We start from the raw sequence: 24,528 nt of genomic DNA on the forward strand, positions 1-24,528 counted from the left end.
GGGGTTTATACCCCTTGCAATAAGCCAGGTTGCCTGCCTTAAAGACTGTAATAACAAGTATTTCCATGAAGGAGCAAAAATTGTTGAAGCGAAAGGACATGAAAGTCACATTAAAAAAGTTGATGGTTGTAGTTCACCTGGTTTGTTGGGTCGGGGTAGTAAATGCGGAAACCATAGCAGATGAAGCTGTTCGTAAAAAGCAGCTGTTAAATAAAGAATGGCTGTTTACCAAAGACACGTCAAAAGCCGCCTGGCAAAAAATAGGTCTGCCACACTGCTGGAATATTGCCGATGTAATGGATGATGCACCGGGCTATTACCGTGGCGCAGGCTGGTATAAACGCATACTGCCAACTGTAGAGAAAGGCAAAAAGCAATTTATTTATTTTGATGGTGCCAACCAGGAAACCACCGTGTGGATAAACGGAAAAAAAACAGGCTATCATGCGGGCGGCTATACACGCTTTAGCTTTGATATTACTGCTGCGTTAAAAGAAAGCGGCAGCAACGAAATTCTGGTAAAGGTAGATAACAGCTATAACCCCGCTATACCGCCTTTAACGGCAGACTTTACTTTTTTTGGCGGCCTGTACCGGAATGTATATCTGGTTAGCACCGATGCGGTACATATAGATATGAACAATTACGCTTCCAACGGCGTGTATATTAAAACTCCGGAGGTAAGCAAACAAAAAGCAGTAGTAGAGGTACAGGGCAGTTTTGTAAACGAAACTGCTGAAACACGGAAACTGCAAGTAGAAACCACCGTATACGATAGCACCGGAAAAGTGGTCACCCGCACCCTATCTAAACAAACCGCACAGCCACATACTACTTTTGATTTTCACCATAAAGGCCTTACTATTTCCAACCCCGCCTTATGGTCGCCCGAACATCCGGCTTTATATACTATCACTACCCGCTTATACAATGCCCGCACGCATGAGGTGCTGGATGAGGTACACAACACAGCCGGTATGCGCTGGTTTTCGTTCAGTGCCGATAGTGGGTTTTATATCAACGGTACCCCCTGCAAACTGATAGGTGCTAGCCGCCATCAGGATTACGAAGGCATGGGCAATGGCGTACCTGCTGCCATACAGGTGAAAGATGTGGAGATGATTAAAAGCATGGGTTGCAATTTTCTGCGCGTAGCGCACTATCCGCAGGACCCTGTTATTCTGGAAACCTGCGACAGACTGGGGCTGCTGGCCTCAGTGGAAATACCGGTGGTGAATACGATTTCTACTACGGACAGTTTTACCAACAACTGTCTGCAGATGCAAACAGAAATGATTCGCCAGAACTTCAACCACCCCAGTGTAGTTATCTGGGCTTATATGAATGAAGTGTTTCTGCGCCCACCTTTTAAAGATTCTACTATTAACAAACGAGCCTATGATTCTTCTGTAACCGCACTGGCCCGTAAACTGGAAGCGCTTACCCGTAAGGAAGATCCAACCCGTTATACCATGATTGCGAACCATGGCGATTTCAGACGATATGACACCACGCAGCTGACTACTATCCCCATGATTGTTGGCTGGAATTTGTACAATGGCTGGTATAATAGTGTAATGGAAGATTTCTCTGCTTTTATGGATAAACACCACCGCGAGCTACCTGGCAAACCCGTAATTATTTCAGAGTATGGCGCAGATGCAGACCCACGCATCCGCAGCTTTAAACCGGAGCGTTTTGATAAGAGCGTAGAATATACCACACTGTTTCATCAGTATTACCTGTGCGAAATGGTGAAGCGCCCGTTTGTAGCCGGCGCAGCAGTATGGAACCTGGCAGACTTCAACTCGGAAACCCGGGAAGAAACCATGCCGCATATGAATAACAAAGGCTTGCTTACCTATAACCGTATAGCCAAAGACCCTTATTATTATTACAAGGCAGCTTTGGTAAATACTCCCTTTGTAAAAATTGCCTCTTCTTACTGGTGGCAGCGCAGCGGTATTGCTGATACTGATACCGCAACCGTTTGCACCCAGCCTTTAGAGGTAGCCACCAACCTTACCGAAACAGAACTATTTATCAATGGCAAAAGCCTGGGTAAGGTAGCAGCAGTTAAAAATATGTGCAGCTGGAAGGCAGCTTTTGTAAACGGAGATAATATTATCCGCGCGGTGGGTGTAAAAGAGGGTGTTGTTTGTGAAGATACGCTGGTGGTACAATTCAGGGTACAGCCACGCAGCCTGCAATCACCATCAGTACCGTTTACGCAGTTAAACCTGCAAATGGGTTCCCGCAGAACTTACCTGGATGAACAAACCGGAGAGGTATGGTTACCTGATCAGCCTTATAAACCCGGTGCCTGGGGATATACCGGCGGTACCATTTTCAATGTAAAAAATGGAAGACAAGCGTACGGTACCGATAAAGCTATTTCCGGAACAGACAATGATCCTATTTACCAGACGCAGCAAACCGGTATTGAAAAATACCGGCTGGATGCACCTAAAGGTAACTACCTGCTTACCCTGCATTTTGCAGAATTACAGGGGGAGAATGCGGTGGCGCTGCCTTATAATCTGGATACTTCTGTGCAGCAACCTACTTTTCAAAACCGGATATTTGATGTAGCAGTAAACGGAAAACCCATACTGGAAAATCTGGATATTGCAGCACAGTATGGCCGGGCTACCGCAGTGGTACAGGCATTCCGGGTAACGGTAACGGGTAACGAAGGTATTGAGTTACTGTTTAAGGCAAAGTCTGGTCAGCCTATACTCAACGCATTGCAACTGAAAAAACTAAACTAACACGATACAACCGCAATATGAAAAGAAAACATTTACTGGTAGCTGCTTTTGCCATAAGCGCGCTCACCGCTCAGGCACAGAAAAACGCCTTTATCAGTGTAAAGGGTAAGGAAGTAATTGGTGCCGATGGAAAGCCCTTTCAGATGAAAGGCACCAATCTGGGTAACTGGCTGGTGCCGGAAGGCTATATGTTTAAAGTAAAGCAAGCCGGCTCGCCCCGTTTAATCAACGAACTGGTTACGCAGATTACCGGTCCTGAAGGTGCGCATAAATTCTGGAACCAATATCTGGATAACTATATCACCGAAAAGGATATTCACTTCTTAAAATCCATCGGCGTTAACTCCATCCGCCTGCCTTTCCACTATAAGCTGTTTACCGGTGAGGACTATCTGGGATCGAACGATTCTACCCGTGGTTTCCGTTATACCGATCGTGTAATACAGTGGTGTAAAAAGGAAGGCATGTATGTAATGCTGGATATGCACTGTGCGCCGGGCGGACAAACCGGTGATAACATAGACGATAGTTACGGCTATCCATATCTGTTTACAGAAGAAAGCAGTCAGCAGCTGACCATCCGTATCTGGAAGGATATAGCAAAGCGTTATAAAAACGAAACCACGGTACTGGGTTACGATCTGCTGAACGAACCTATTGCGCATTATTTTGATGTGGCTTTTATTAACCCGTTGCTGGAACCGCTGTACAAAAAAATAACCGCTGCAGTACGGGCAGAAGATAAGAACCATATTATACTGCTGGGTGGTGCACAATGGGATTCTAATTTTAAAATCTTTGGTGAACCATTCGATAATAAGCTGGTATATACTTTTCATAAATACTGGACAGATACTACACAGAAGGTGATTCAGGAGTATGTGGATTTCAGCAACAAACACAACGTGCCGCTGTACCTGGGCGAGAGCGGTGAAAATACCGATCAGTGGATTGCCAGTTTCCGCCGTCTGCTCGATTCTAACCGCATAGGCTGGCACTTCTGGCCCTATAAAAAAATGAATGCTACCAGCAGCCCCGTTACTTTTCCACAGCCGGAAACCTATAGCGCGTTAATAGATTATTCTGCTAAAAACCGTGCGGACTACGGGGATATAAGAAAAGCCATGCCTGCTAAAAAAGATGAGCTGCTGAAAGCGCTGGAAGGCATGTTGAACAACTGCCGTTTTGAAAACTGTACATTCAACAAAGGGTATATACAAGCACTGGGTTTTACGATTAATGAATAGCTATATGAGAAGGGGAAATTATTGCGTTGCTGTGTTATGTGCGTTACTGGCTGGCTTGCCGGCCACTGCGCAGCAGCAGGTGCGGCTTAATGAAGCATGGGAGTTTTTGAAAGGCGACCTGGGTGGCGTATGGGAAGCGGTAAGGCCGGTAGGCAAAGGCAATCCGGAGAGTGTGCCCTTGTGGGATAGTGTTACGCTGCCCCATTGTTTTAATGCAACAGATGCCGTAGACCCCGATGTAAATTATTATCAGGGCCCCGGTTGGTACCGCACACAACTGAACATACAAAACCCCTATAAAAACGGAAGAACCTTATTACATTTTGAAGGCAGCGGCCAGAAAACAGAAGTGTATGTGTACACCACACTGGTAGCTACCCATATAGGCGGCTATGATGAGTGGCAGGCAGATATTACCGAAGCGGTAGCTGCTTTTGAAGCCAACCCGGTTTACCGTAAACTGTTTAAAGGAAAAGTGCCGGTAAGCATACGTGCGGATAACAGCCGCGATCTGCAACTGATTCCCTCCAACCTGTCAGACTTTAACGTGTACGGCGGTATTTACCGGTACCTGAATCTGGTATATGCACCAGCTGTTTCTGTAAGCCATACCCGTGTAAATACGCAGGTAGCTGCGGACGGCAAAACAGCGACCGTTGCTGCACAGGCTTTTCTGTACAATCCACAAAAGCAATCTGCCGTTGCGGTTACGATGGTATTGAAAAACCCGCACGGTGCGGTGGTGCAGCAGTCTGCTGTAACGTTGTTACCTGGCGATTCTACACAAGCAGTAACCTTTACGGTAAAGAAGCCACAGTTGTGGAGTACCGATGAGCCGGTATTGTATACACTGGAAACCTCCGTAACAGCAGATGGACAAACAGCCACATTAACGGAAAAAACAGGCATCCGCTCTTTTGGCTTTGCTAAAAAAGGGCCTTTCTTTCTGAACGGAAAGCGACTGTTACTGAGAGGCACACACCGGCATGAGGACCATGCAGGCGTAGCTGCTGCTATGACGGAAAGCATGATGCGGGAGGAGATGATATTGATGAAGGAGATGGGTGTAAACTTTATCCGCCTCGGGCATTATCAGCAGTCGCGCATTATCCTGAACCTCTGCGATAGCCTGGGTATACTGGTATGGGAAGAAATTCCATGGTGCCGTGGAGGGCTGGGTGGCGATGTGTATAAAGCACAGGCCCGTCGCATGCTTACCAATATGATTACTCAGCACTTTAATCATCCTTCCGTTATTATCTGGGGCCTGGGTAACGAAAACGACTGGCCCGGCGATTTTCCGGAGTTTGATAAAGAGCAGATCCGTGCTTTTATGAAAGAGTTGAATACGCTTTCGCATCAGCTGGATACCTCCCGCAGAACGGCCATACGCCGCTGCGATTTTTGTAAAGACATTGTGGATGTATATGCTCCTTCTATATGGGCAGGTTGGTACCGCGGAAACTATACCGAGTACAAACAGGTATCGGAAGAGGAGTTTAATAAAGTAGATCATTTTTTACATGCGGAATGGGGAGGGGATAGTCACGCAGGTCGCCACTCCGAAAACCCGGATAAAGCATTACAACTTATAAAAACCGGTGGCGGCGCCGATGAAAGGGCGGGAGATGCTTCCCTGTTCGGCGGCGCTGCGCGCATTTCAAAAGATGGCGACTGGAGCGAAAGCTATATCTGTAACCTGATGGACTGGCACCTGAAAGAACAGGAAGCCATGCCCTGGCTTACAGGCACCGCACAGTGGGTTTTTAAAGATTTTTCTACGCCGGTACGGCCGGATAATCCGGTGCCCTACATGAACCAGAAGGGGCTTGTGGAAAGAGATTTTACAAAAAAAGAAGCCTACTATGTTTTTCAGTCGTACTGGAGTATCACACCCATGGCACATATCTATGGTCATAGCTGGCCAACACGCTGGGGTAATGCCGGAGAACTGAAAATGATAAAAGTATACGCTAACTGCGAAAAGGCAGAACTGTTTGTAAACGGTAAAAGCTATGGTCAGCGCCAGCGGAACAGTGCAGATTTTCCGGCCGCAGGGCTCAGGTGGAATGTGCCTTTGCAGGAAGGAGAGAATTGGGTACAGGTAGTTGCATACAGCGGTAAAACGAAAGTGGAAGACAGTCTGCGTTTTCAATATCAGACGGGTACGTGGGCTAAGCCAGACAATATGCATCTGCACAAGATTGCGGAAAGGGAAGGCGTTGCCACACTGGAAGTAACGCTGAAAGATGCCAGTGGCAAAATATGTCTGGATGCTGCCAATTGGGTTCGCTTTTCACTGGCAGGCGAAGGAAAGCTGATAGATAATCAGGGTACTTCTTCCGGCTCCGGTCTGGTACAGGTGTACAACGGACGTGCAGTAATAAAAGTGCAGACCAACGGTGGTAAAAGCACACTGGCCGTAACCAGCAAAGGGCTGCCCACCGCGTTTATTCAGTTTTAAAATAACCTACTATGAAAAAGTGGTTTTTGTTGATGCTGAGTATAGGTGCGGGGCTATTATCATGGAGCAATACTATTCACGAACAGGTAAGCAAACTACTGCAACGGCAGATAATACAGGAAGCGGAATGGGCTCTTCAGCAAAAGCCCATTACCGTTACTGCTTCAGTTTGCAGCAGAAGCGCTGGCGGCAAACACGATTTTTACTCTGAGGGCGATTACTGGTGGCCGGATAGTACACATCCTGATGGTCCGTATATTCAGAAAGATGGCCTTACCAATCCTAATAATTTCACAGACCACCGGCATGCGATGATTCGGTTTAGCCGCATTATAGGCGCGCTTGCTTCTGCATGGCGTATTACCGGTGATGAAAAATATGTAATACAGGCGCAACTTCATCTGACAGCCTGGTTTGCAGATACGGCTACTTTCATGCACCCAAACCTGTTGTACGCGCAGGCTATCCAAGGCAGGTTTACGGGACGAGGCATCGGTATTATAGATACCATTCATTTTATGGAAGTGGTACAGGGTATTCTGGCCATGCAAAATGCAGCCGTGTTTGATAAACAACTGCTTTCTGCGGTGAAGGGCTGGTTTAGCAGGTATCTGCATTGGCTCACTACACATGCCTACGGCAAGGATGAGATGAATGCCAGAAACAATCACGGTACCTGCTGGGTAATGCAGGTGGTTTGCTTTGCGCGGTTTACGGGCGATACCGCTTTGATTTCCTTCTGTAAAAACCGTTTCAAAAATGTACTGCTGCCGGGGCAACTGGCTATCGATGGTAGTTTTCCGCTGGAGCTGGCGCGAACCAAACCCTACGGCTATTCCCTGTTTAATCTGGATGCCATGGCTACGGTTTGCCATTTGCTGTCAACCCCCGATGATAACTTATGGAAGTTCACCCTGCCGGACGGCCGGAACATGCAGCAGGCAGTGGCGTTTATGTACCCCTATGTAAAAGACAAAACTCAATGGCCCTATAAACAGGATGTGATGTACTGGAATGAATGGCCGGTAGCACAGCCCTTTTTATTATTTGGCGCACAGGCTTTTCAAAATGAGCGCTGGTTTACGCTCTGGAGCAGTTTGCCGCATGAGCAGGTGAATGAAGAAGTGATCAGAAACCTGCCGGTACGGCATCCTTTATTATGGTTATAATCTCAATAACAATATGAACAGAAAGCATATATCCCCCTTATTCATATCCTTACTGCTGGCGGCAGTTCCGTCAGCAGTATCTGCACAGAAGGTATCTGTAAAAAAAGCGTTCCGCTTCGCGGAAAAACAAGCGGAAGTTATGCTTACAGAAATACCCAAAGCCCATGTGCCGGGTAAACCTCAGTTAACAGAACCGCGCACATTGGAAAATGGTGAACTGAAACTGGTGACTTCGCGCGATTGGACCAGTGGTTTTTTCCCTGGCGAGTTGTGGTATCTGTATCAGTATTCGGGCGATTCCAAATGGCTCAATGCTGCAAAAAAGTATACCGATCTGTTACAACAGGAGCAGTGGAATGGAGGTACGCACGATATGGGTTTTAAAATGTACTGTAGTTATGGCAAGGGCTACCGGCTTACAAAGGATACCGCTTACCGGTGTATTCTGATACAAAGTGCACGTACCTTAATCACCCGCTTCAATGCCAAAGCCGGTGTAATACGTTCCTGGGACCATGGTAAAGACAAATGGAGTTACCCGGTAATCATAGATAACATGATGAACCTGGAACTGCTGTTTGCCGCTACCCATTTTACAGGCGATTCTTCCTTTTACCGCATAGCGGTAACGCATGCCAATACTACACTCAAAAATCATTTCAGAACCGACTATAGCTCCTGGCATGTGGTAGATTATGATACTGCTACGGGCAGCGCTATTAAAAAAACAACCCACCAGGGTTTTGCAGATGAATCGGCATGGGCACGTGGACAGGCCTGGGGTTTATACGCATACACAATGTGTTTCCGCGAAACGGGTGATAGTGCTTACCTGCGTCAGGCACAGCATATTGCCGCGTTTGTACTACACCACCCCAGTCTTCCGGCAGATAAAATTCCCTACTGGGATTTTAATGCACCGGGTATTCCCAACGAGCCACGCGATGCCTCGGCTGCTGCAGTAATTGCTTCCGGTTTGCTGGAGTTGAGTACCTATTCTGCGCAACACGCAAAAGCATACCGTAAGGCTGCTACCGCTATTTTGCAATCGCTGGGTACCAAATACTGTGCAGCGCCGGGGGGCAGTAAAGGATTTATTCTGTTGCACAGCACCGGACACAAGCCTGGTAATAGCGAAATTGACGTTCCGCTGAACTACGCTGATTATTATTATCTGGAAGCCTTACTCCGGTATCAGAATCTTCCGTAGAATTGCTAATTTGAACCCGATTTAACGATTGCGAATTGCACATGAAACTGACTGCCTTTATTGCCGCCTTGCTGGTTTGTTTTCCCCTTTATGCACAACATACATTGGGTATTCCTGATATTGTGAATTTCTCTAAACAACAATATAAGTCCGGTACACAAAACTGGGATATCAGGCAGGATAGTAACGGCATTATGTATTTTGCCAATAACGACGGATTGCTTACCTACAACGGCTCTTTCTGGAGAACCTATAAACTGCCGGATCGTACGCATTTGCGATCCATAGGTATAGCGGCCGATGGTAAAATTTACATCGGCGGGCAGGATAATATCGGCTATTTTCTGCCGGATGCAAGCGGAAATCTGGCATATCATAGCCTGAATGAACTGATACCTGCCGCTGAGCGTAATGTAGGAGAGGTGTGGGATATTGTTATGTACCGCAATGATGTGTTTTTCCGTGCGCGCCGCAAAATACTGCGGCTGAGAAATCAGTCTATTACAGTATACAAGCTGGGCAAAGAATGGCGGGACATGGATATAGCCAATGGCCGTTTAGTAGCGCAGGATGCAGACATTGGTATTTGTGTGTATGAAGAAGATCAGTGGAAAACGCTGATACCACGGGAAGAGTTACCGGCAGATTTATATGTTACTTCTATGCTGCGGCTATCGGCAGATAGTACGTTGCTCACTACGCTAAAGCATGGTATTTATATTTTTACCGGCAACCAGCTTACACGGCTAAACAATCCGGCACTATCCACTTTATCCGCTGCAAGGCCTTATGCTACCTGCAATATTAACAACACCTACCTGCTCATTGCCACCCGGCTGGATGGTTGTTTTGTAGCTACCCGTAAGGGCGATGTGATTCAGCATTTTTCAAAAGGCGAAGGCTTGCAGAACAACGATGTGCTTTGTACTTATCTTGATCGTGATCAGAATCTGTGGCTGGGATTGGATAACGGTATTGATTTCATTGCCTATAACAATGCTATCAAACATATTTATCCTGATAACCGCAGCACGGTGGCGGGCTATTCTTCTGCTATCTATCACAACACCTTGTATCTGGCTACCTCTGGCGGTCTTTATCAGGCGCCGTTGGATACGGCAAAGGATATCAGTTTTGCCAACAGCAGTTTTCACCTGGTAAATAATACCGGCGGCCAGGTATGGAATGTATCTGTGCTGAACAATCGTTTGCTGATGGGGCATCATGAAGGCGCTTTTCTGGTAGAGAACAATATGGCAAAGCTCATTGCCTCTAATGGTGGTTACTGGTCTTTTCTGCCTATAGAAGATGAGCATGGTAACCAGCAAATTCTGGGAGGTGGTTATTACGGCATTAACCGGTTTGATGTAAACAAGCTGGGCGATACGCCAACCGTGCAATACAATTATGAATCGTCCCGTTTTTTACAGGTAGATGAAGCCAATAAATACATCTGGGTGGCACATCCCTATAAAGGATTATACCGCATTGCTTACAGGCATCATTTTGCAGAAAGCATACTTCCTTTTCCTGCAGGGCAGGCTCCTCTCGGCTTAAACAACAATTTCCTGTTTAAAATAAAAGGCCGGATTGTTCTAACTTCCGAACACGGCGTTTTTGAGTACGACAACCGTAGCGAGAAGTTTGTTACCTCTACCTTTTTTAATCAGCTGTTTCATAAAATGCCTATCAGTTATCTGCGGGAAGATAAGGCAGGTAATATCTGGTTTGTAAGTGGGTGGAATGCAGGTGTAATAGATTTATCAGGTAAAGACCCACAGCTTATTTACATACCGGAATTATACAATCAGCTGGTTACTGGCTTTGAAAACATTAACCCTATAGATGCGAATAACGTATTGGTAGGCTCGGAGCGTGGTTTTTACCATATCAATTATCAGGCATACAAAAGCAACGCCAACCGGCCGGCACCTGTTTTTATTTCACTGGTAAAAGCCATGGGTAAAAAAGATACCCTGTTGTTTGGCGGTTATACGGTTAATCAGCATACACCGCAGATAGCTTATAGCAGTAACTCTTTCCGGTTTGAATATTCCTCTACGCTTTACGGCCACCAGAAAAGTATGGAATACAGCTACTGGCTGGAGGGGTTTGATGATACATGGTCCGGATGGTCTGCCAAATCAGAAAAAGAATACACCGGCCTTTCTGCAGGCACCTACACTTTTCATGTTAAAGCCCGAGCCAACCAAAACAGCAAATCAGTGGTCAGCAGTTATACTTTTACAGTGCTGCCACCCTGGTACCGCTCGTGGTGGGCGTATACGGTGTATACCATGTTATTTCTTGCACTGGTTTTAGCAGTACACACCTATCAGCACAACCGTTACCTGCAGCAGCAACAGAAAAAGCTGGCAGCTCAACAACAAAAACATCAGGAAGAGCAACGACAATTACAGTACATACAGGAAATAGAAAACAGCAAAAAGGAGCGGGAGATTGTAGAGCTGAAAAATGCAAACCTGAATGCAGATATAGAACATAAAAACTCAGAACTGGCTTCCAAAGCTATGCACCTGGTGCAGAAGAGTGAAATGCTGTCTTCTATTAAGGAAGAGTTGCTACGGCTACAGTCTGCCGAAGTGATCAGCAAAGATTCTAAAGACTTTAAAAAGCTGATCCGCACCATTGATAAAGAGTTGGATATTCATGAAGACTGGGAACAGTTTGCTGTTCACTTCGATACGGTACATGATAACTTCCTGCGCATGGTAAAAGAGCGTTTTCCCGATCTTACACCCAACGAGTTAAAACTTTGTGCGTACCTGCGCCTGAACCTGTCTTCCAAAGAAATTGCCCAGCTGATGAACATCTCGCTGCGCGGTGTGGAAACCAGTCGCTACCGCCTGCGTAAAAAGCTGGACCTGAGCAACGAGGCCAGTTTGTACGATTTTCTGTTGACGGTGGGGTAAACAGGATGATGTGTATGAGGAAGGCTGTAGCTGGCTAAACCGGTAGCCAGCACCTCGCATTAGCAGGATTTACTATATTTACTTAGAAACCTGTTAACCGTCAACATCTGTCATGAAAGGAAAAATAGTGTGTTTTGCGTCTTTATTGGCTGGCCTGGCTATGGCATGTAATTCATCTAAACCTGCTGAACAGCAGACGGAAACCCACAGCGATACACCCGCCATTGCACAGGTATCAGAAGCTCCGGAGTTTAGGGATAGTGTTCAATATGATTCACTTTCATTTCCTGATATATACGACAGCAGTTTTACAGGCAGAATTATTTACCCGGGCGTTTTCCACGGTGATGAAGTATGGGATGATACGGAGGGGGATAAGTGGTTGGGTTTATTTAAAGGCACGGGAAAATATTACGTAGCAGCTACTCCGGTTACTGTAAAAAGAGTTTACGATGTTGTGCTGGATGATGACAGCACTAAAGAAATCACCGGCAGAGAAGTGTTTGCCGGAAATAAGGATAGTTGTTTATTACTGATGTCCCGCATGGGAGAGGTTCTACAGGAACATGATGTAAACGCCGCCAGGCTTCCTGTTAATATAATAAATCCCGGAGAGCGAACTACCATCAATTTTAACGGAACCACCTATGTGCTATCAGCTACAGGAGAAAAGAGAAAGGAAGAACATGAAGAACGTATCTGGAACTACAAATTATACCTCAGTACCACTAAAAATGGAAAAACAATCACACAACTGTTAACCGCTTATCCACAGTTCGACGATTCTATGATTGAACTTATGTTTGCAGGCGACATAGATGGCGATGGCCTGCTGGATTTAATCATTGATAATTCACCACATTATAATTCAACAACCCCTACACTCTATTTATCCAAACCGGCAGCAGCAAATCAGTTGCTGAAGATAATGGCGATACACTCGTCGGTTGGATGTTAAAAAACAAAAACTATGGCTTACATTATGGTAGACACCGAAACAGATGGCCCCATTCCCGGCGACTATTCTATGATTTCATTCGGTGCAGTACTGGTAAACGAAAAAATGGATCAGACCTTTTACGGAAGGCTGCGTCCTATCTCTGAAAAATTTATACCTGAAGCGCTGGCCGTATCCGGCCACAGCCGGGAGGAAACATTGACTTTTGATGATCCAGAAAAAGTGATGCGAGACTTTGCCGTATGGATTCAGGAAGTATGCAAAAAAGACCGTCCCGTTTTCATCAGCGATAACAATGGCTTCGACTGGATGTTTATCTGCTGGTACTTTCATCATTTCACCGGCACCAACCCTTTCGGCTTCAGTTCTCAAAACCTGGGAAGCCTATACAAAGGATTGGTAAAAGATACTTTCCAAACGTTCAAGCACCTGCGCAAAACAGCGCATACCCATCACCCGGTAGATGATGCAAAAGGCAATGCCGAGGCGTTACTGACTTTGAAAAAGGAGTACGGATTGAAGATAAAATTGTAGTATGAGCGAGCTTTTGGAAAAATTGAGTCAGCCACTGAAACAGATATTGCAATCTGAATTGCAGGCAGGGAATACAATCAGGGAAATTTCATCCGGCTGGCCAGAACCGCAAAGCATTTTTGTTTTACTTGAAAGTCCCTTCACATCTGAGTATCAGATAACACATCCTATTGAGTTTCGGGAGATAAACGACCGGCACTATTGGAAAGCAGAATATTTGGACGCAGCGTACAAACATCTGCTGGTTTGTGGGTTTGAAAAGTAATTAGAATATGAACAATTATGTTTACGAAAGTATATTGGCTGCATACGTATGAAAAAGGTAACCGTTTGGGCATAATGGCAAGACCTAGAGGAAATGAATGGCTGGAGCAGGAAATAAAACAGTTTAAGATTTCCGGAGTTGATGCAATTGTTTCTCTGTTGGAAAAAGAGGAAGTTTATGAGTTGGGCCTAAAAGAAGAAGGGCAGTGCTGTATACATCACGAACTTGATTTTATTCATTACCCTATTAAAGACAGGTCTGTTCCAACATCAGTTGCTGATACAAATAGAGTTGTGCTATCTATTCATAATGCTCTGATACAGGGTAAGGATGTAGTGATTCACTGTCGCATGGGTATTGGCCGCTCTTCAATTCTAGCTGGAGCTGTATTGTTGAAAACCGGCAGAAAGGCTTCTGATATTTTAAAACATATCAGTCAGGTACGTGGCTTAGTGGTACCTGATACGGAAGAGCAGGCGACATGGCTTAAAAACATAGGATAATATATTGAACCCAAGCTGAGAGGCCAAAGGAGGTGATCCTACGGCGGAGGAAAAAGAGTTTTGCAACAGTTGCCGCAGCTTTCTCCGGAAAAAAGGCTGGAAAGTTTAAAAAAGGTTTCTCTGTGTGTCCAATTCTGAAAAGGTCGGTTGTTATAGGGTATCAAACAAACAATCACCTTTTAAATTGAAAATGAACATGGAACAGAGAGTAAACATTTGGGAGAAAGGCAAAGATGCTATGGGTGCTTTATTCCATATGGGCAAATACCTGTCTAAAAGCACTATCGAAAAGCAGTTACTGCACCTGCTGTATTACCGGGTATCTCAGATTAATGGTTGTGGATTTTGTCTGGATATGCATTCCAAAGATTTTCTGGCAATGGGCGAAAACCCACAACGTTTGTATGTGCTGGATGCCTGGCGCGAAGCGCCTTTTTACAGCGATAGGGAAAGAGCAGCGCTGGCTTATGCGGAATCTCTTACCAAACTGGGTCACAGCCTGGTACCGGACGATATTTATCAGGCAGCGGCAAAGGTATTTTCTGAGCAGGAAATGATAGATCTTACCATCAGCATAATTGCTATAAACAGCTACAATCGTATTAATATTGCTTTTGGAGCAGTGGTGGGTACTTATAAAGTGGGTCAGTACAATTCATAATCACCTGTAAATAATAATACCATGGATCAGTTCATGTTAATATTCCGGAGAGACTGGGAAACAAAAGAAAAGCAACCTTCTCCTGAGCAAATGCAGGCTTCTATTAAACCCTGGCAGGACTGGCTGGGTGGACTGGCGGCACAGAATAAGCTTACGGTAACACCGCACCGCCTGCAAAAAGAGGGTAGAGTGGTTAAAGCTAATCAGATAGTTACTGATGGTCCGTATGCTGAAATCAAAGAAGCGATAGGCGGTTTTATTGTAGTAGCCGCTGCCGATTTTGATGAAGCGGTAGCTATTGCGCAGGGTTGCCCTATTCTGAATAACCCCTGGGATGGGAATGTAGAAGTGCGTATGCTGATGCAGGAGAACGAAAATCAATAAACATATAACGCTACTCATATAATTGCATATGGGTAGCGTTTTTCCAATATGCAGCAACAGGAACTGATACCGCACTTGTTCAGAACAGAATACCGGAAAATTGTTTCGGTGCTTTGCGCTGCTTTTGGTATAGACCATATAGAACTGGCAGAAGATATTGCCAGTGAAACCTTTGTTACTGCTGCGGAAACATGGAGTATAAAAGGACTTCCCGAAAATCCGGTTGCCTGGTTATACACAGTAGCCAAAAACAAAGCGAAGAACTATTTTAAACGCAGTGCCTTGTTTACCCAAAAGCTGGCGGTGGAAATAAAACGCACTGTCAATAGTGTAGAGGCTGAGCCGGAGATTGATTTGTCTGACAAAAGTATTAACGACAGTCAGCTTGCAATGATGTTTACTGTTTGCCATCCCTGTATATCTGCTGAATCGCAGGTGGCGCTGGCGCTACATCTGCTTTGCGGTTTTGGTATACCCGAAATAGCGGATGCTTTTCTTACCAACAAAGAGGTGATTTATAAACGCCTCAACCGCGCCAAAGAAAAACTGAAAGCAGAACAGATAGCGATTGTATACCCTGCGCCTGCTGAAATAGAGAGCCGGCTGGAGACTGTACTCACCACTTTATACCTGCTATTTAGTGAGGGTTATTATTCTAGCTCTCAAAACACTGTGTTGCGTAAAGACCTGTGTTTTGAAGCCATGCGCCTTACTTATCTGTTGATTGAAAATGAAATTAGCAATCAGCCTGCTGCAAATGCCTTGCTGGCGTTGATGTGTTTTCACGCGTCCCGCTTTGATGCCAGAACAAATGAAATAGGCGAGATGGTTTTATATCAAGATCAGGACACTGCCCGCTGGAATCAGGATCTGATAGAAAAGGGAAACTATTACCTGAACCTGGCCGCCTACGGCACCCGTGTATCACGCTATCATCTGGAAGCGGGCATAGCTTACTGGCACACCCGTAAAGAAGACACACGTGAAAAATGGGAAAACATTTTACAGTTATACAACCAGTTACTAATCCGCGAATATTCACCCATAGCGGCACTTAACCGTACCTATGCTCTTGCAAAAGCCAATGGGAAAGAAGAAGCTATTGTAGAGGCAGAAAAATTTAAGCTGGAGCACAACCGGTTTTACTATTCTTTGCTGGGGGATTTGTATACTGGTATTGACAACAACAAGGCATTACAGTATTTTAAACGTGCCATTGAGCTAACGTCTGCAGATGCGGAGAAAGCTGCGTTGGAGAGATACATGGATAAGCTGTCTGGTCATTTGAAAGCATAGCGCTCCACTTTTCAGCGGAGCGCTTCGCCCTATAACACGAGGAGAATTACAAAATACAAAACGATAAAAACAACTTCTGGCGGGTACAACTAAGTTGCAGAACAATTCCACCAATTCGCAGGCCGTTCCGGCGAGCTTGCATAACGCTCTTATAATGCAAATAATGCCCTGTTAGTTTTAGTATACAAAACAGAGCAGCTATGCAGTATTGCATTGAAACACACAATCTTTCCCACAGTTACCATTCAGGGGAAGGCATTTTGCACGGAATTAATATCAAGGTTCCTCAAGGTGCTATCTATGGTTTCCTCGGGGCCAATGGTGCGGGTAAAACTACCACATTAAAACTGCTAACCGGACTGCTTACCAGTACGCCTGGTGCGGTAACTGTTTATAACCAGCCGTTGCGTGGCAATCGGTTGCCGATAATGCGTCAAATGGGATCGTTGATAGAAACGTCTTCTTTATACAGTCACTTATCTGCCCGGGAAAACCTGGAAGTGTTCAGAAGATTATATCAATGCCCGGCAACAAATATTCCGGAGGCGCTGGCACAGGTAGGGCTGGAAAATACCGGCAGTAAAAAAGCAGGTCGTTTTTCGCTGGGTATGAAACAACGGCTGGGTATAGCCATAGCCTTACTGCACAAACCATCGCTGTTGATACTGGACGAGCCCACCAACGGACTGGACCCGCAGGGGATGATTGAAATAAGAGAATTATTCAAAACACTCAATCGCGAACAGCATGTTAGTATTGTTATATCCAGTCATATACTGTCTGAAATGGAAAAGTTGGTTACCCATATTGGCATTATTAATAAAGGCCGTTTATTATTCCAGGGTTCGCTGGCTGAGTTAATGGCCATAAACAATCCGTCATCCAACGGTCCGCACGATCTGGAAACCCTTTTTATAAATCTTGTAAATACTGCTTACGCATGAATGCTTTTATATATTGTTTCAGCAGCGAATGGCTGAAGAAGAAACACAGTGCTGCCGCATGGCTTACTCTTGCAGGAGGTTTATTTGTTCCACTGATACTCTTGTTTGCGCGCCTGAATAACAAAAAAGAACTGTATGCAAGTCACACATCCGGCCAGCTTTGGAAAACCTTGTACACTACTGGCTGGCAGTACATGGGAATTTTACTACTGCCACTGGGTGTAATACTGGTAACCAGCCTGTTTATTCAGGTGGAGTTTAAAAACAATACCTGGAAACAACTGCATACCACACCAAAATCGTTTACCGCGCTGTTCTTTGCCAAACTGGCTGTTATACTGGTTATGTTGCTGCAATGCCTGTTGTTGTTTAACGTAGGCATGCTTTTATGTGGTATGGTACCTGCCTGGATATATGTGCAGATACCGTTACCTAAAGAGAGCTTTCCCTTGCTTATGTATGTAAAAGGCAGCTTATTGTTTCTAATGGCCAGTCTGCCGGTGTTAGCGCTACAGTTTTTGCTGGGGCTGCTTACTAAAAACTTTCTGGTTCCGCTGGGTGTGGGGATGGCTCTTTATGTAGCAGGAATCATCGGGGTAAAATGGCAGTATGGGTATATTATCCCCTACGGTTACGGTGCATTGCTTTTTGCCCGAAAACCGGGGGTGGATACCACTATCCTCATTACTTCCTGGGCTGTGGGGTACAGCATTGTATTTATTGCTGCGGCTTATTTGCTTTATCTTACAAAGAGAGATAAGGCCTGACCCCAAAACTGTTACATTGAAAAAGCTGGTAATTACTCTATTACACATTGGTTACTGGGCATTGTACAGCTTACTGCTGTTGTTGCTACTGGTAATGCTCAACCGTAGCATAGCACTGCACTCCAAACCGCTGATGATGTTTATAGTACCATTTATATATGTACCGGCACTAATTGGCTTTTATACGTTTTATACCTTTTTGTTTACCCGATTTCTGGCGCGGAAAAAAATTGCCGCTCTCGCGGGAACGGGTCTGCTGGTGTCAGTTGCAGCAGGTATTGTGGGGCTAGTTGCTACCAGACTTACATGGAATTTTCAATTGCCGGATAACGAACGGCTACTGGCTGTTTCGGTGTTTATAAGTCTGATGTCAGTTAACGCCTTACTCAATGGTATTATCGGGTTGGTAATAAGGGCGTTCATTACCTGGTATAAAGACCTCCGCTGGAAGGAAGAACTTGCCCGGAAAAATGTAGAAACAGAGCTGGCTCTGGTAAAGTCACAGATCAATCCACACTTTTTATTCAACACACTGAATAACATAGATGTGCTGATGGAAAAAGACCCTGCCCGTGCTTCGGTATATTTTAAAAAGCTGAGTGATATGCTCCGCTTTATGCTATACGAAACCAATGCTGAAAAGATAGTGTTGCAGGAGGAGTTGACTTATATTGAAAAGTATATTGACCTGCAGCGCATTCGCTCTTCTCGTCCGGGCTACATACAGTTTTCGGTTGCAGGCAATACATGCCAGCAGCTGGTAGCCCCCATGCTGTTTATTCCGTTTATAGAAAACGCGTGTAAGCATGCCGATACCCGCAAAGAGGATAACACAATAGTAGTTACATTTGAAATAGCGGATACGGAAATACATTTTACCTGCACCAACCGTTATAATCTGTCTGTAAATAGCGGGAAAGGCGTGGGGGGATTGGGAAATGAGCTTATTCAAAAGCGTTTACAACTGCTGTACCCCGGCAAACACCAGCTGAATATCGATACAGGCAATAACCAATACACAGTACAACTGAACATCCATTTATAACAGGAATGAACTGTATTATTATAGAAGACGAACCACTGGCCCAGGAACGCAACCGGGATTATATTGAAAGAATTCCTCTTTTAAAACTGGTGGCCGTGTTTGATAATGCGTTGGATGCACTGGTGTATCTGCAACAAAATACCGTAGATCTTATTTTTCTGGATATTCAGATGGACGGACTTACCGGAATACAATTGTTGGAGTCTGTGCGCATAAATAGGCAGGTAATTATTACCACCGCTTACCATGAGTTTGCTTTAAAAGGCTTTGAATTGCGGGTTACCGACTATTTGCTGAAGCCTTATACCTTTGAGCGCTTTTTACAAGCCGTTGATAAAGCACTGGCACAGAGCCGGTCACAGGAAAAGGCAGCGGATAAATCTTTCATTTTTGTAAAAACCGGCCATCAGCTGAAAAAGCTGCCGTTGAACGAATTGCTATACGTCGAGGGCAGGCGCGATTACCGTAACATCTGCACTACACAAACTTCGCTACTTACCCTGCAAACCTTTTCCGAGCTGGAGGCAGATATTCCGGCTTCGGTGGCTTTGCGGATACACAAATCTTATATGGTGGCGCTGGATAAAATTGATACGGTGGAGAAAGATGCTGTACATATTGGCGACAGAATTATTCCTGTTTCTGATACCTACCGAAAAGCCTTTTTTGAACAGATAGGCAAATCACTATAAAAGAAAAAGGTTCTGCTGCCTGTAATGGGCCATGCAGAACCTTTTCAATATACTTTAGAAGTTTGGCTTCTGTTGTTTGTTAGTGGCGGGGCTTCCGTTTCAGTACACCTCCCGCAGCTTCTTTAATAGTACTGGTAAAAATAAAAGCGTTGGGATCAATATGATGAACCAGGTTACGCAGGCGGCGCACTTCCAGTCTTGTTACAACGGTAAATACAATATCCGTAGGCTGGCTTACCTCGAAGCTTTCTTTTAAAAAGCCGCGCTCACCTTTATACACTGTAATGCCACGCCCCAGGTGCATTACCAGTTGCTCTTTAATTTGTGCGCTTTCAGCAGATACTATGGTTACACCTGTATACTCCTCCAGGCCTTCTATTACAAATGAAATAGTGCGTGATGCAGTGTAGTAAGTAAGTATAGAATATAAAGCGGTAGGTAGCCCCAGTTTAATAGCGGCAATCAGAAATATAATAATGTTAATACCCAGGATAATTTCACTGATGGTAAAGCTTACACGGCGGCCGGTATATAAAGCCAGTACTTCTATACCATCCAGCGCACAACCGCCACGCATGGCCAGGCCCACACCAATACCCATAAACACACCACCAAAAATTGATACCAGTAATTTATCGGAAGTAATGGGGGGATAGTGGATAAAAGCCAGACATAAGCCCAGGCCTACAACTGCGGCCAGTGTTTTAATGGCAAATTTTTTATTCACCTGAAATATGCCCATTATAATAAAAGGAATATTACACAGCACAATTACCCAGGCGATATTAAAGTGGTAAATCTCATGCAGTAAAAGAGACATACCGGTTACGCCACCATCAAAAAACTGGTTGGGTACTAAAAAGCTTTTGAGCGCGAAACCACAGAATAAAATGCCAACGATAATGTAAATTGAATCTACCAGCCAGGATGGTAATTGCGGTCCTTTCACTTTATTAGTTTTGATGAGTTATTTGCAATTTAATGCTTGCTAAATTAAGTTCTTTTTGCTTTTGCCGGGTGCTGATGGCTGTTTGGGTAAAAAAGTGATGTGCTTCCACAAACCTCAGCTGTACACGATTCCATTCTTGTTTATCCCTGATTTTGCCGGTAAACAACAGCTCCTGATACAGTTTATCACTGATAGGCCAGAAATCTTCACGGCCCAGATAATCCAGATCGGCATCCGCTAAAATCTGTTCCAGATGGTTGTTGGGCAGCTGCGGCACTTTGGTGGCGCGTATCAGTCCGCAAATGGTATCTATCTGCTCCTGAGTATATCCAAAACCGGGTAAAGCTTCTTTTGCTATGTTGCAGGAATGTTCCTCATGTTCTTCGGCAGCAATTAAAAAGCCACTATCGTGGTAGCAGGCGGCAGTAAGCAGTAATTTCATTTTTTCCGGGCCTATACCTTCCTGTAAACCTATGCGCTCAGCCGCGCTGTACACATCCAGCGTATGGTTAACGTTGTGATAGGTTAAGTGTGCCGGTAATTCAGCCTGTAATTTATGTATAATGAATGTTTCCGCCGGATCAAACAGCATACTACTGGTTTTGCCTTGCTAATATATCCAAATGTTTTCATTCTGCTGATATTCAGCAAAATAGAGTGTAATCCAATAAATCATTTATATTGTACTGCGTAACCGGCTACGGACACGTTGGGAAAAACTAAAACAAGCAAATACTAACTGATGTATATCCTCTATTATATTGCCATTTCTGTAATGGCTTTCCGTTTAAAAAAGATGGCGAGTAATACTGATATCTATGATCAATGGAGGCGCTGGTTTAATTTGTCGTGGATCATCTGGATTATTTTTGTGGCAGTAGATAGCTCAACAGGAAATACCGGTTCTAATATTGTGGGTTGGGTGTTGCTGCTGGCTATTTTGCGGTTTTTAACCAACAATTCGGATTTTAAGCCATTCCGGTTTTACATAGATGCACATTACCCTTTACTGGCGGTAGGACTGATTGATATACTCTCTGAACTTATTAACCGGCCCTTTTACAAAAAGTGGGAACATTTTTATCTTCTTGCAATGCTGGCTGCTTTTGGCTGGATATACATGCGCTGGCTCAGTTCTAAGAAGCAGCGGGATGAATTGGAAAAAGCCAACCGGCGGAATACTGAGTTGGACAGGCTGGTAATGGAACGCACGGCAGAACTTACCAGACAAAGAAATGAATTGCAGGAAACGGTGAAACTGTTACAGGCCACCCAGGCACAACTGATACAGCAGGAAAAACTGGCCTCGCTGGGTGAGCTTACCGCAGGCATTGCCCACGAAATTCAGAACCCGCTGAACTTTGTAAATAACTTTTCAGAGGTAAGCATGGAACTGATTGACGAGATGGAAGAGGAGTTAAACAAAGGTGACACCGAGGAAGCCATAGCCATAGCCACAGACATTAAACAAAACCTGGAAAAGATTATTCACCATGGCAAACGGGCAGATGGTATTGTAAAAGGCATGTTGCAGCACAGCCGGTCTGCCGGAGATGTAAAAGAGCCTACAGATGTAAATAAACTGGCCGATGAATATCTCCGCCTTTCCTACCACGGCCTGCGTGCAAAAGATAAATCGTTTAACGCAGAGTTGATTACGCAGTTTGATGAAGGGATGCCGCAGGTAAGCATGGTGGCGCAGGATATTGGCCGGGTGTTACTCAATCTTTTCAACAATGCGTTTTACGCAGTAAACCAGAAGAAAAAAACACAGGGTGGAGATTATAAACCGACAGTATCGGTTACTACCAGTGCCGCAAACGGCTGGATGGTGATACTGGTAAAGGATAATGGTATTGGTATTCCCAACGAAATACGGGAAAAAATAATGCAGCCGTTTTTTACCACCAAACCTACGGGTGAAGGTACCGGCCTTGGCCTCTCGTTAAGCTATGATATTGTGGTAAAAGGGCATGGAGGAAAAATAGACATTACCAGTGAGGAAGGTGCTTACACACAGTTTGAAATCAGATTACCTATATAGATTAAATAAGTATATTTAACCGGAATGAAAATATTAGTAGTGGATGATGAGGCAGACGTACAGCCTCTGTTTTTACAGCGTTTTCGTAAGGAGATACGTGAGCATGAGATAGAACTTGATTTTGCCTTATCCGGCGAGGAAGCGCTGGTGTATTTACAGGAAAAACATTCGGAAGTAGTATTGATTCTTTCTGATATTAATATGCCTGGTATGAGTGGCCTGGAACTGTTATCTAAAATAAGGCACGACTACGATACGCCGCCGCCGGTGGTAATGATGATTACAGCGTATGGAGACGAAGAAAACCATCGCCGCGCAATAGAAAACGGAGCCAACGACTTTTTAACCAAGCCGCTGGACTTTAACCTATTAAAAGAAAAACTTAAAACCTTATTCGCATAATGGCCAAGATATTGGTAGTAGATGATGAGCCGGATTTGGAATTACTGGTTAAACAGAAGTTCAGGCGCAAGATCAGAGAAAACATTTACGAATTTATTTTCGCGCGTAACGGAGAAGAAGCTCTTGAGCAGGTAAAAGCACATCCTGATCTGGATATTATTCTCAGCGATATTAATATGCCGGTAATGGATGGTCTTACCTTGTTAAGTCACCTGCCGGAGGCCAACCCCATGCTGAAAGCTGTGGTAGTATCGGCCTATGGGGATATGCAGAACATACGCAGCGCCATGAACCGCGGTGCCTTTGATTTTATATGCAAGCCGGTTGATTTTGATGATTTGGATGTTACCATGGAAAAAACCATTACCCATGTAAAACAGTTGCAGGAAACCATACGTGCTATTAAAGAGAACAACATTCTGAAAATGTATGTTGACGAGAACGTGCTGAACTTTATGACGCATAAAGAATTTGAAAGCACGCTCTTAAAGAACGAAATGCAGGAAGGCACCGTAATGTTTGTGGATGTATGCAGCTTTACCTCCATTTCTGAACATGCTTCTGCCAATGACGTAGTTACTTTACTTAACGATCTTTTTGATACCATAGTAAAAGGCATAATAGGGCATGAAGGCCGTGTAGATAAATTTATGGGTGATGCTGTTATGGCTGTTTTTAAAGGGGGCTATCATTTAGACCGCGCTATAGAAACCGCCCTGGAAATAAAAGACCAGATAAGCAAGGTGCCGCCATTTACAGCCGGCGATACCACTTACCAGCTACAGATTTCCATTGGTATCAACTCCGGCGAAATGATTACCGGTAATATTGGCTCTGCCTCTTTAAAACGTCTTGACTATACGGTGATTGGGGATGTGGTGAACGTAGCCCAACGCCTGCAATCAACCGCGAAAGCTGGCCAGATTGTTATTTCAGAAGAAGTTTATCAGAAAGCGAAAGAATCTTTCAAGTGCGTGAAGCTGGGGGAGGTGAATCTGAAAAATAAGGCAAAGCCTGTGGTTATTTATGAGGTAACGGAATAACAAAGCGGCAAAGCGTATTCTGCCAGCACAGTCTGGATTAATGTATTGGTTTCTAATATGAAACAGTATTTGGGAAATACTGTTGTTGATTCCGGGAATGCGCACTTTTTAATCAATACGGTTTCAGTACCAGCCATTCCGACGGCTTCCCCGATAATCGGGGAGGGTCTGTTTAATAAACTGTGTCACAGGTTTTCTATATGAAATACCTTTAAACACAGTAAGATGGAACAGGAAAACTCAGAAA

General features: G+C 44.7%; 22 protein-coding genes. 20 read left to right on the plus strand and 2 right to left on the minus strand.

The window, feature by feature from the left end:
* Positions 1-65 precede the first annotated feature (65 nt).
* From IEY13_RS28020 to IEY13_RS28100, 17 genes are all read left to right on the plus strand, one after another.
* The gene (locus IEY13_RS28020) at positions 66-2,771 is read left to right on the plus strand and encodes a glycoside hydrolase family 2 TIM barrel-domain containing protein (RefSeq protein WP_229688051.1); all 2,706 of its coding nucleotides are present in this window, start codon (positions 66-68) and stop codon (positions 2,769-2,771) included.
* Between the two features lie 17 nt (positions 2,772-2,788).
* Positions 2,789-4,018, plus strand: coding sequence for a glycoside hydrolase family 5 protein (locus tag IEY13_RS28025; RefSeq protein ID WP_188958750.1), 1,230 nt, complete (start codon positions 2,789-2,791; stop codon positions 4,016-4,018).
* A gap of 4 nt (positions 4,019-4,022) precedes the next feature.
* The gene (locus tag IEY13_RS28030; protein ID WP_188958752.1) at positions 4,023-6,482 is read left to right on the plus strand and encodes a glycoside hydrolase family 2 TIM barrel-domain containing protein; all 2,460 of its coding nucleotides are present in this window, start codon (positions 4,023-4,025) and stop codon (positions 6,480-6,482) included.
* Between the two features lie 11 nt (positions 6,483-6,493).
* A complete protein-coding gene (locus IEY13_RS28035) occupies positions 6,494-7,651 on the plus strand; it encodes an alginate lyase family protein (RefSeq protein ID WP_188958754.1) in 1,158 nt (385 codons plus the stop codon).
* A gap of 13 nt (positions 7,652-7,664) precedes the next feature.
* Positions 7,665-8,861: a glycoside hydrolase family 88 protein gene (locus IEY13_RS28040; RefSeq protein ID WP_188958756.1), complete on the plus strand. Its 1,197-nt coding sequence runs from the start codon at positions 7,665-7,667 to the stop codon at positions 8,859-8,861.
* A 41-nt stretch (positions 8,862-8,902) separates the two neighbouring features.
* On the plus strand, positions 8,903-11,794 hold the full coding sequence (locus IEY13_RS28045) for a triple tyrosine motif-containing protein (RefSeq protein WP_188958758.1): 2,892 nt from the start codon (positions 8,903-8,905) through the stop codon (positions 11,792-11,794).
* Between the two features lie 112 nt (positions 11,795-11,906).
* Positions 11,907-12,752, plus strand: coding sequence for a hypothetical protein (locus IEY13_RS28050; RefSeq protein WP_188958760.1), 846 nt, complete (start codon positions 11,907-11,909; stop codon positions 12,750-12,752).
* Positions 12,753-12,764: 12 nt separating this feature from the next.
* Complete coding sequence (locus tag IEY13_RS28055; protein WP_188958762.1) at positions 12,765-13,286, plus strand: 3'-5' exoribonuclease domain-containing protein; 522 nt, start codon at positions 12,765-12,767, stop codon at positions 13,284-13,286.
* Position 13,287: 1 nt separating this feature from the next.
* Entirely contained in the window at positions 13,288-13,551 is a 264-nt protein-coding gene (locus tag IEY13_RS28060) for a hypothetical protein (RefSeq protein ID WP_188958764.1), read from the plus strand.
* Positions 13,552-13,568: 17 nt separating this feature from the next.
* Positions 13,569-14,054, plus strand: a complete 486-nt coding sequence (locus IEY13_RS28065) for a dual specificity protein phosphatase family protein (protein ID WP_188958766.1) — start codon at positions 13,569-13,571, stop codon at positions 14,052-14,054.
* Positions 14,055-14,250: 196 nt separating this feature from the next.
* Positions 14,251-14,715: a carboxymuconolactone decarboxylase family protein gene (locus IEY13_RS28070; protein ID WP_188958768.1), complete on the plus strand. Its 465-nt coding sequence runs from the start codon at positions 14,251-14,253 to the stop codon at positions 14,713-14,715.
* A 21-nt stretch (positions 14,716-14,736) separates the two neighbouring features.
* Complete coding sequence (locus IEY13_RS28075) at positions 14,737-15,099, plus strand: YciI family protein (RefSeq protein WP_188958773.1); 363 nt, start codon at positions 14,737-14,739, stop codon at positions 15,097-15,099.
* A 48-nt stretch (positions 15,100-15,147) separates the two neighbouring features.
* Positions 15,148-16,395: an RNA polymerase sigma factor gene (locus tag IEY13_RS28080; protein ID WP_188958775.1), complete on the plus strand. Its 1,248-nt coding sequence runs from the start codon at positions 15,148-15,150 to the stop codon at positions 16,393-16,395.
* A 200-nt stretch (positions 16,396-16,595) separates the two neighbouring features.
* The gene (locus tag IEY13_RS28085; protein ID WP_188958777.1) at positions 16,596-17,339 is read left to right on the plus strand and encodes an ABC transporter ATP-binding protein; all 744 of its coding nucleotides are present in this window, start codon (positions 16,596-16,598) and stop codon (positions 17,337-17,339) included.
* Positions 17,336-18,106 (plus strand): ABC transporter permease, encoded by a 771-nt coding sequence (locus IEY13_RS28090; protein ID WP_188958779.1) that lies wholly within the window; start codon positions 17,336-17,338, stop codon positions 18,104-18,106. Before IEY13_RS28085 ends, IEY13_RS28090 begins: the two co-directional genes overlap by 4 nt.
* A 16-nt stretch (positions 18,107-18,122) precedes the next feature.
* Positions 18,123-19,151 (plus strand): sensor histidine kinase, encoded by a 1,029-nt coding sequence (locus tag IEY13_RS28095; protein ID WP_188958781.1) that lies wholly within the window; start codon positions 18,123-18,125, stop codon positions 19,149-19,151.
* Positions 19,152-19,156: 5 nt separating this feature from the next.
* Entirely contained in the window at positions 19,157-19,843 is a 687-nt protein-coding gene (locus tag IEY13_RS28100; protein WP_188958782.1) for a LytR/AlgR family response regulator transcription factor, read from the plus strand.
* Between the two features lie 79 nt (positions 19,844-19,922).
* Here the strand turns inward: IEY13_RS28100 and IEY13_RS28105 are convergent, their stop codons facing one another.
* Positions 19,923-20,792: a YitT family protein gene (locus IEY13_RS28105; RefSeq protein ID WP_188958784.1), complete on the minus strand. Its 870-nt coding sequence runs from the start codon at positions 20,790-20,792 to the stop codon at positions 19,923-19,925.
* A gap of 4 nt (positions 20,793-20,796) precedes the next feature.
* Positions 20,797-21,384, minus strand: a complete 588-nt coding sequence (locus IEY13_RS28110) for an HD domain-containing protein (RefSeq protein ID WP_188958786.1) — start codon at positions 21,382-21,384, stop codon at positions 20,797-20,799.
* A 150-nt stretch (positions 21,385-21,534) separates the two neighbouring features.
* On the opposite strand from IEY13_RS28110, the gene IEY13_RS28115 reads away from it, so the two are divergent.
* From IEY13_RS28115 to IEY13_RS28125, 3 genes are read left to right on the plus strand one after another with little or no spacing between them, the layout of a single operon-like run.
* Positions 21,535-22,836: a sensor histidine kinase gene (locus IEY13_RS28115; RefSeq protein WP_188958788.1), complete on the plus strand. Its 1,302-nt coding sequence runs from the start codon at positions 21,535-21,537 to the stop codon at positions 22,834-22,836.
* Between the two features lie 24 nt (positions 22,837-22,860).
* Positions 22,861-23,238 carry a response regulator gene (locus IEY13_RS28120; protein ID WP_188958790.1) on the plus strand — a complete coding sequence of 126 codons (378 nt, stop codon included), beginning with the start codon at positions 22,861-22,863 and terminating at the stop codon, positions 23,236-23,238.
* Positions 23,238-24,281: an adenylate/guanylate cyclase domain-containing protein gene (locus tag IEY13_RS28125; RefSeq protein ID WP_188958792.1), complete on the plus strand. Its 1,044-nt coding sequence runs from the start codon at positions 23,238-23,240 to the stop codon at positions 24,279-24,281. Before IEY13_RS28120 ends, IEY13_RS28125 begins: the two co-directional genes overlap by 1 nt.
* Positions 24,282-24,528 lie beyond the last annotated feature (247 nt).

The sequence above is a fragment of the Filimonas zeae genome, assembly GCF_014641615.1.
Classification (GTDB): domain Bacteria; phylum Bacteroidota; class Bacteroidia; order Chitinophagales; family Chitinophagaceae; genus Filimonas; species Filimonas zeae.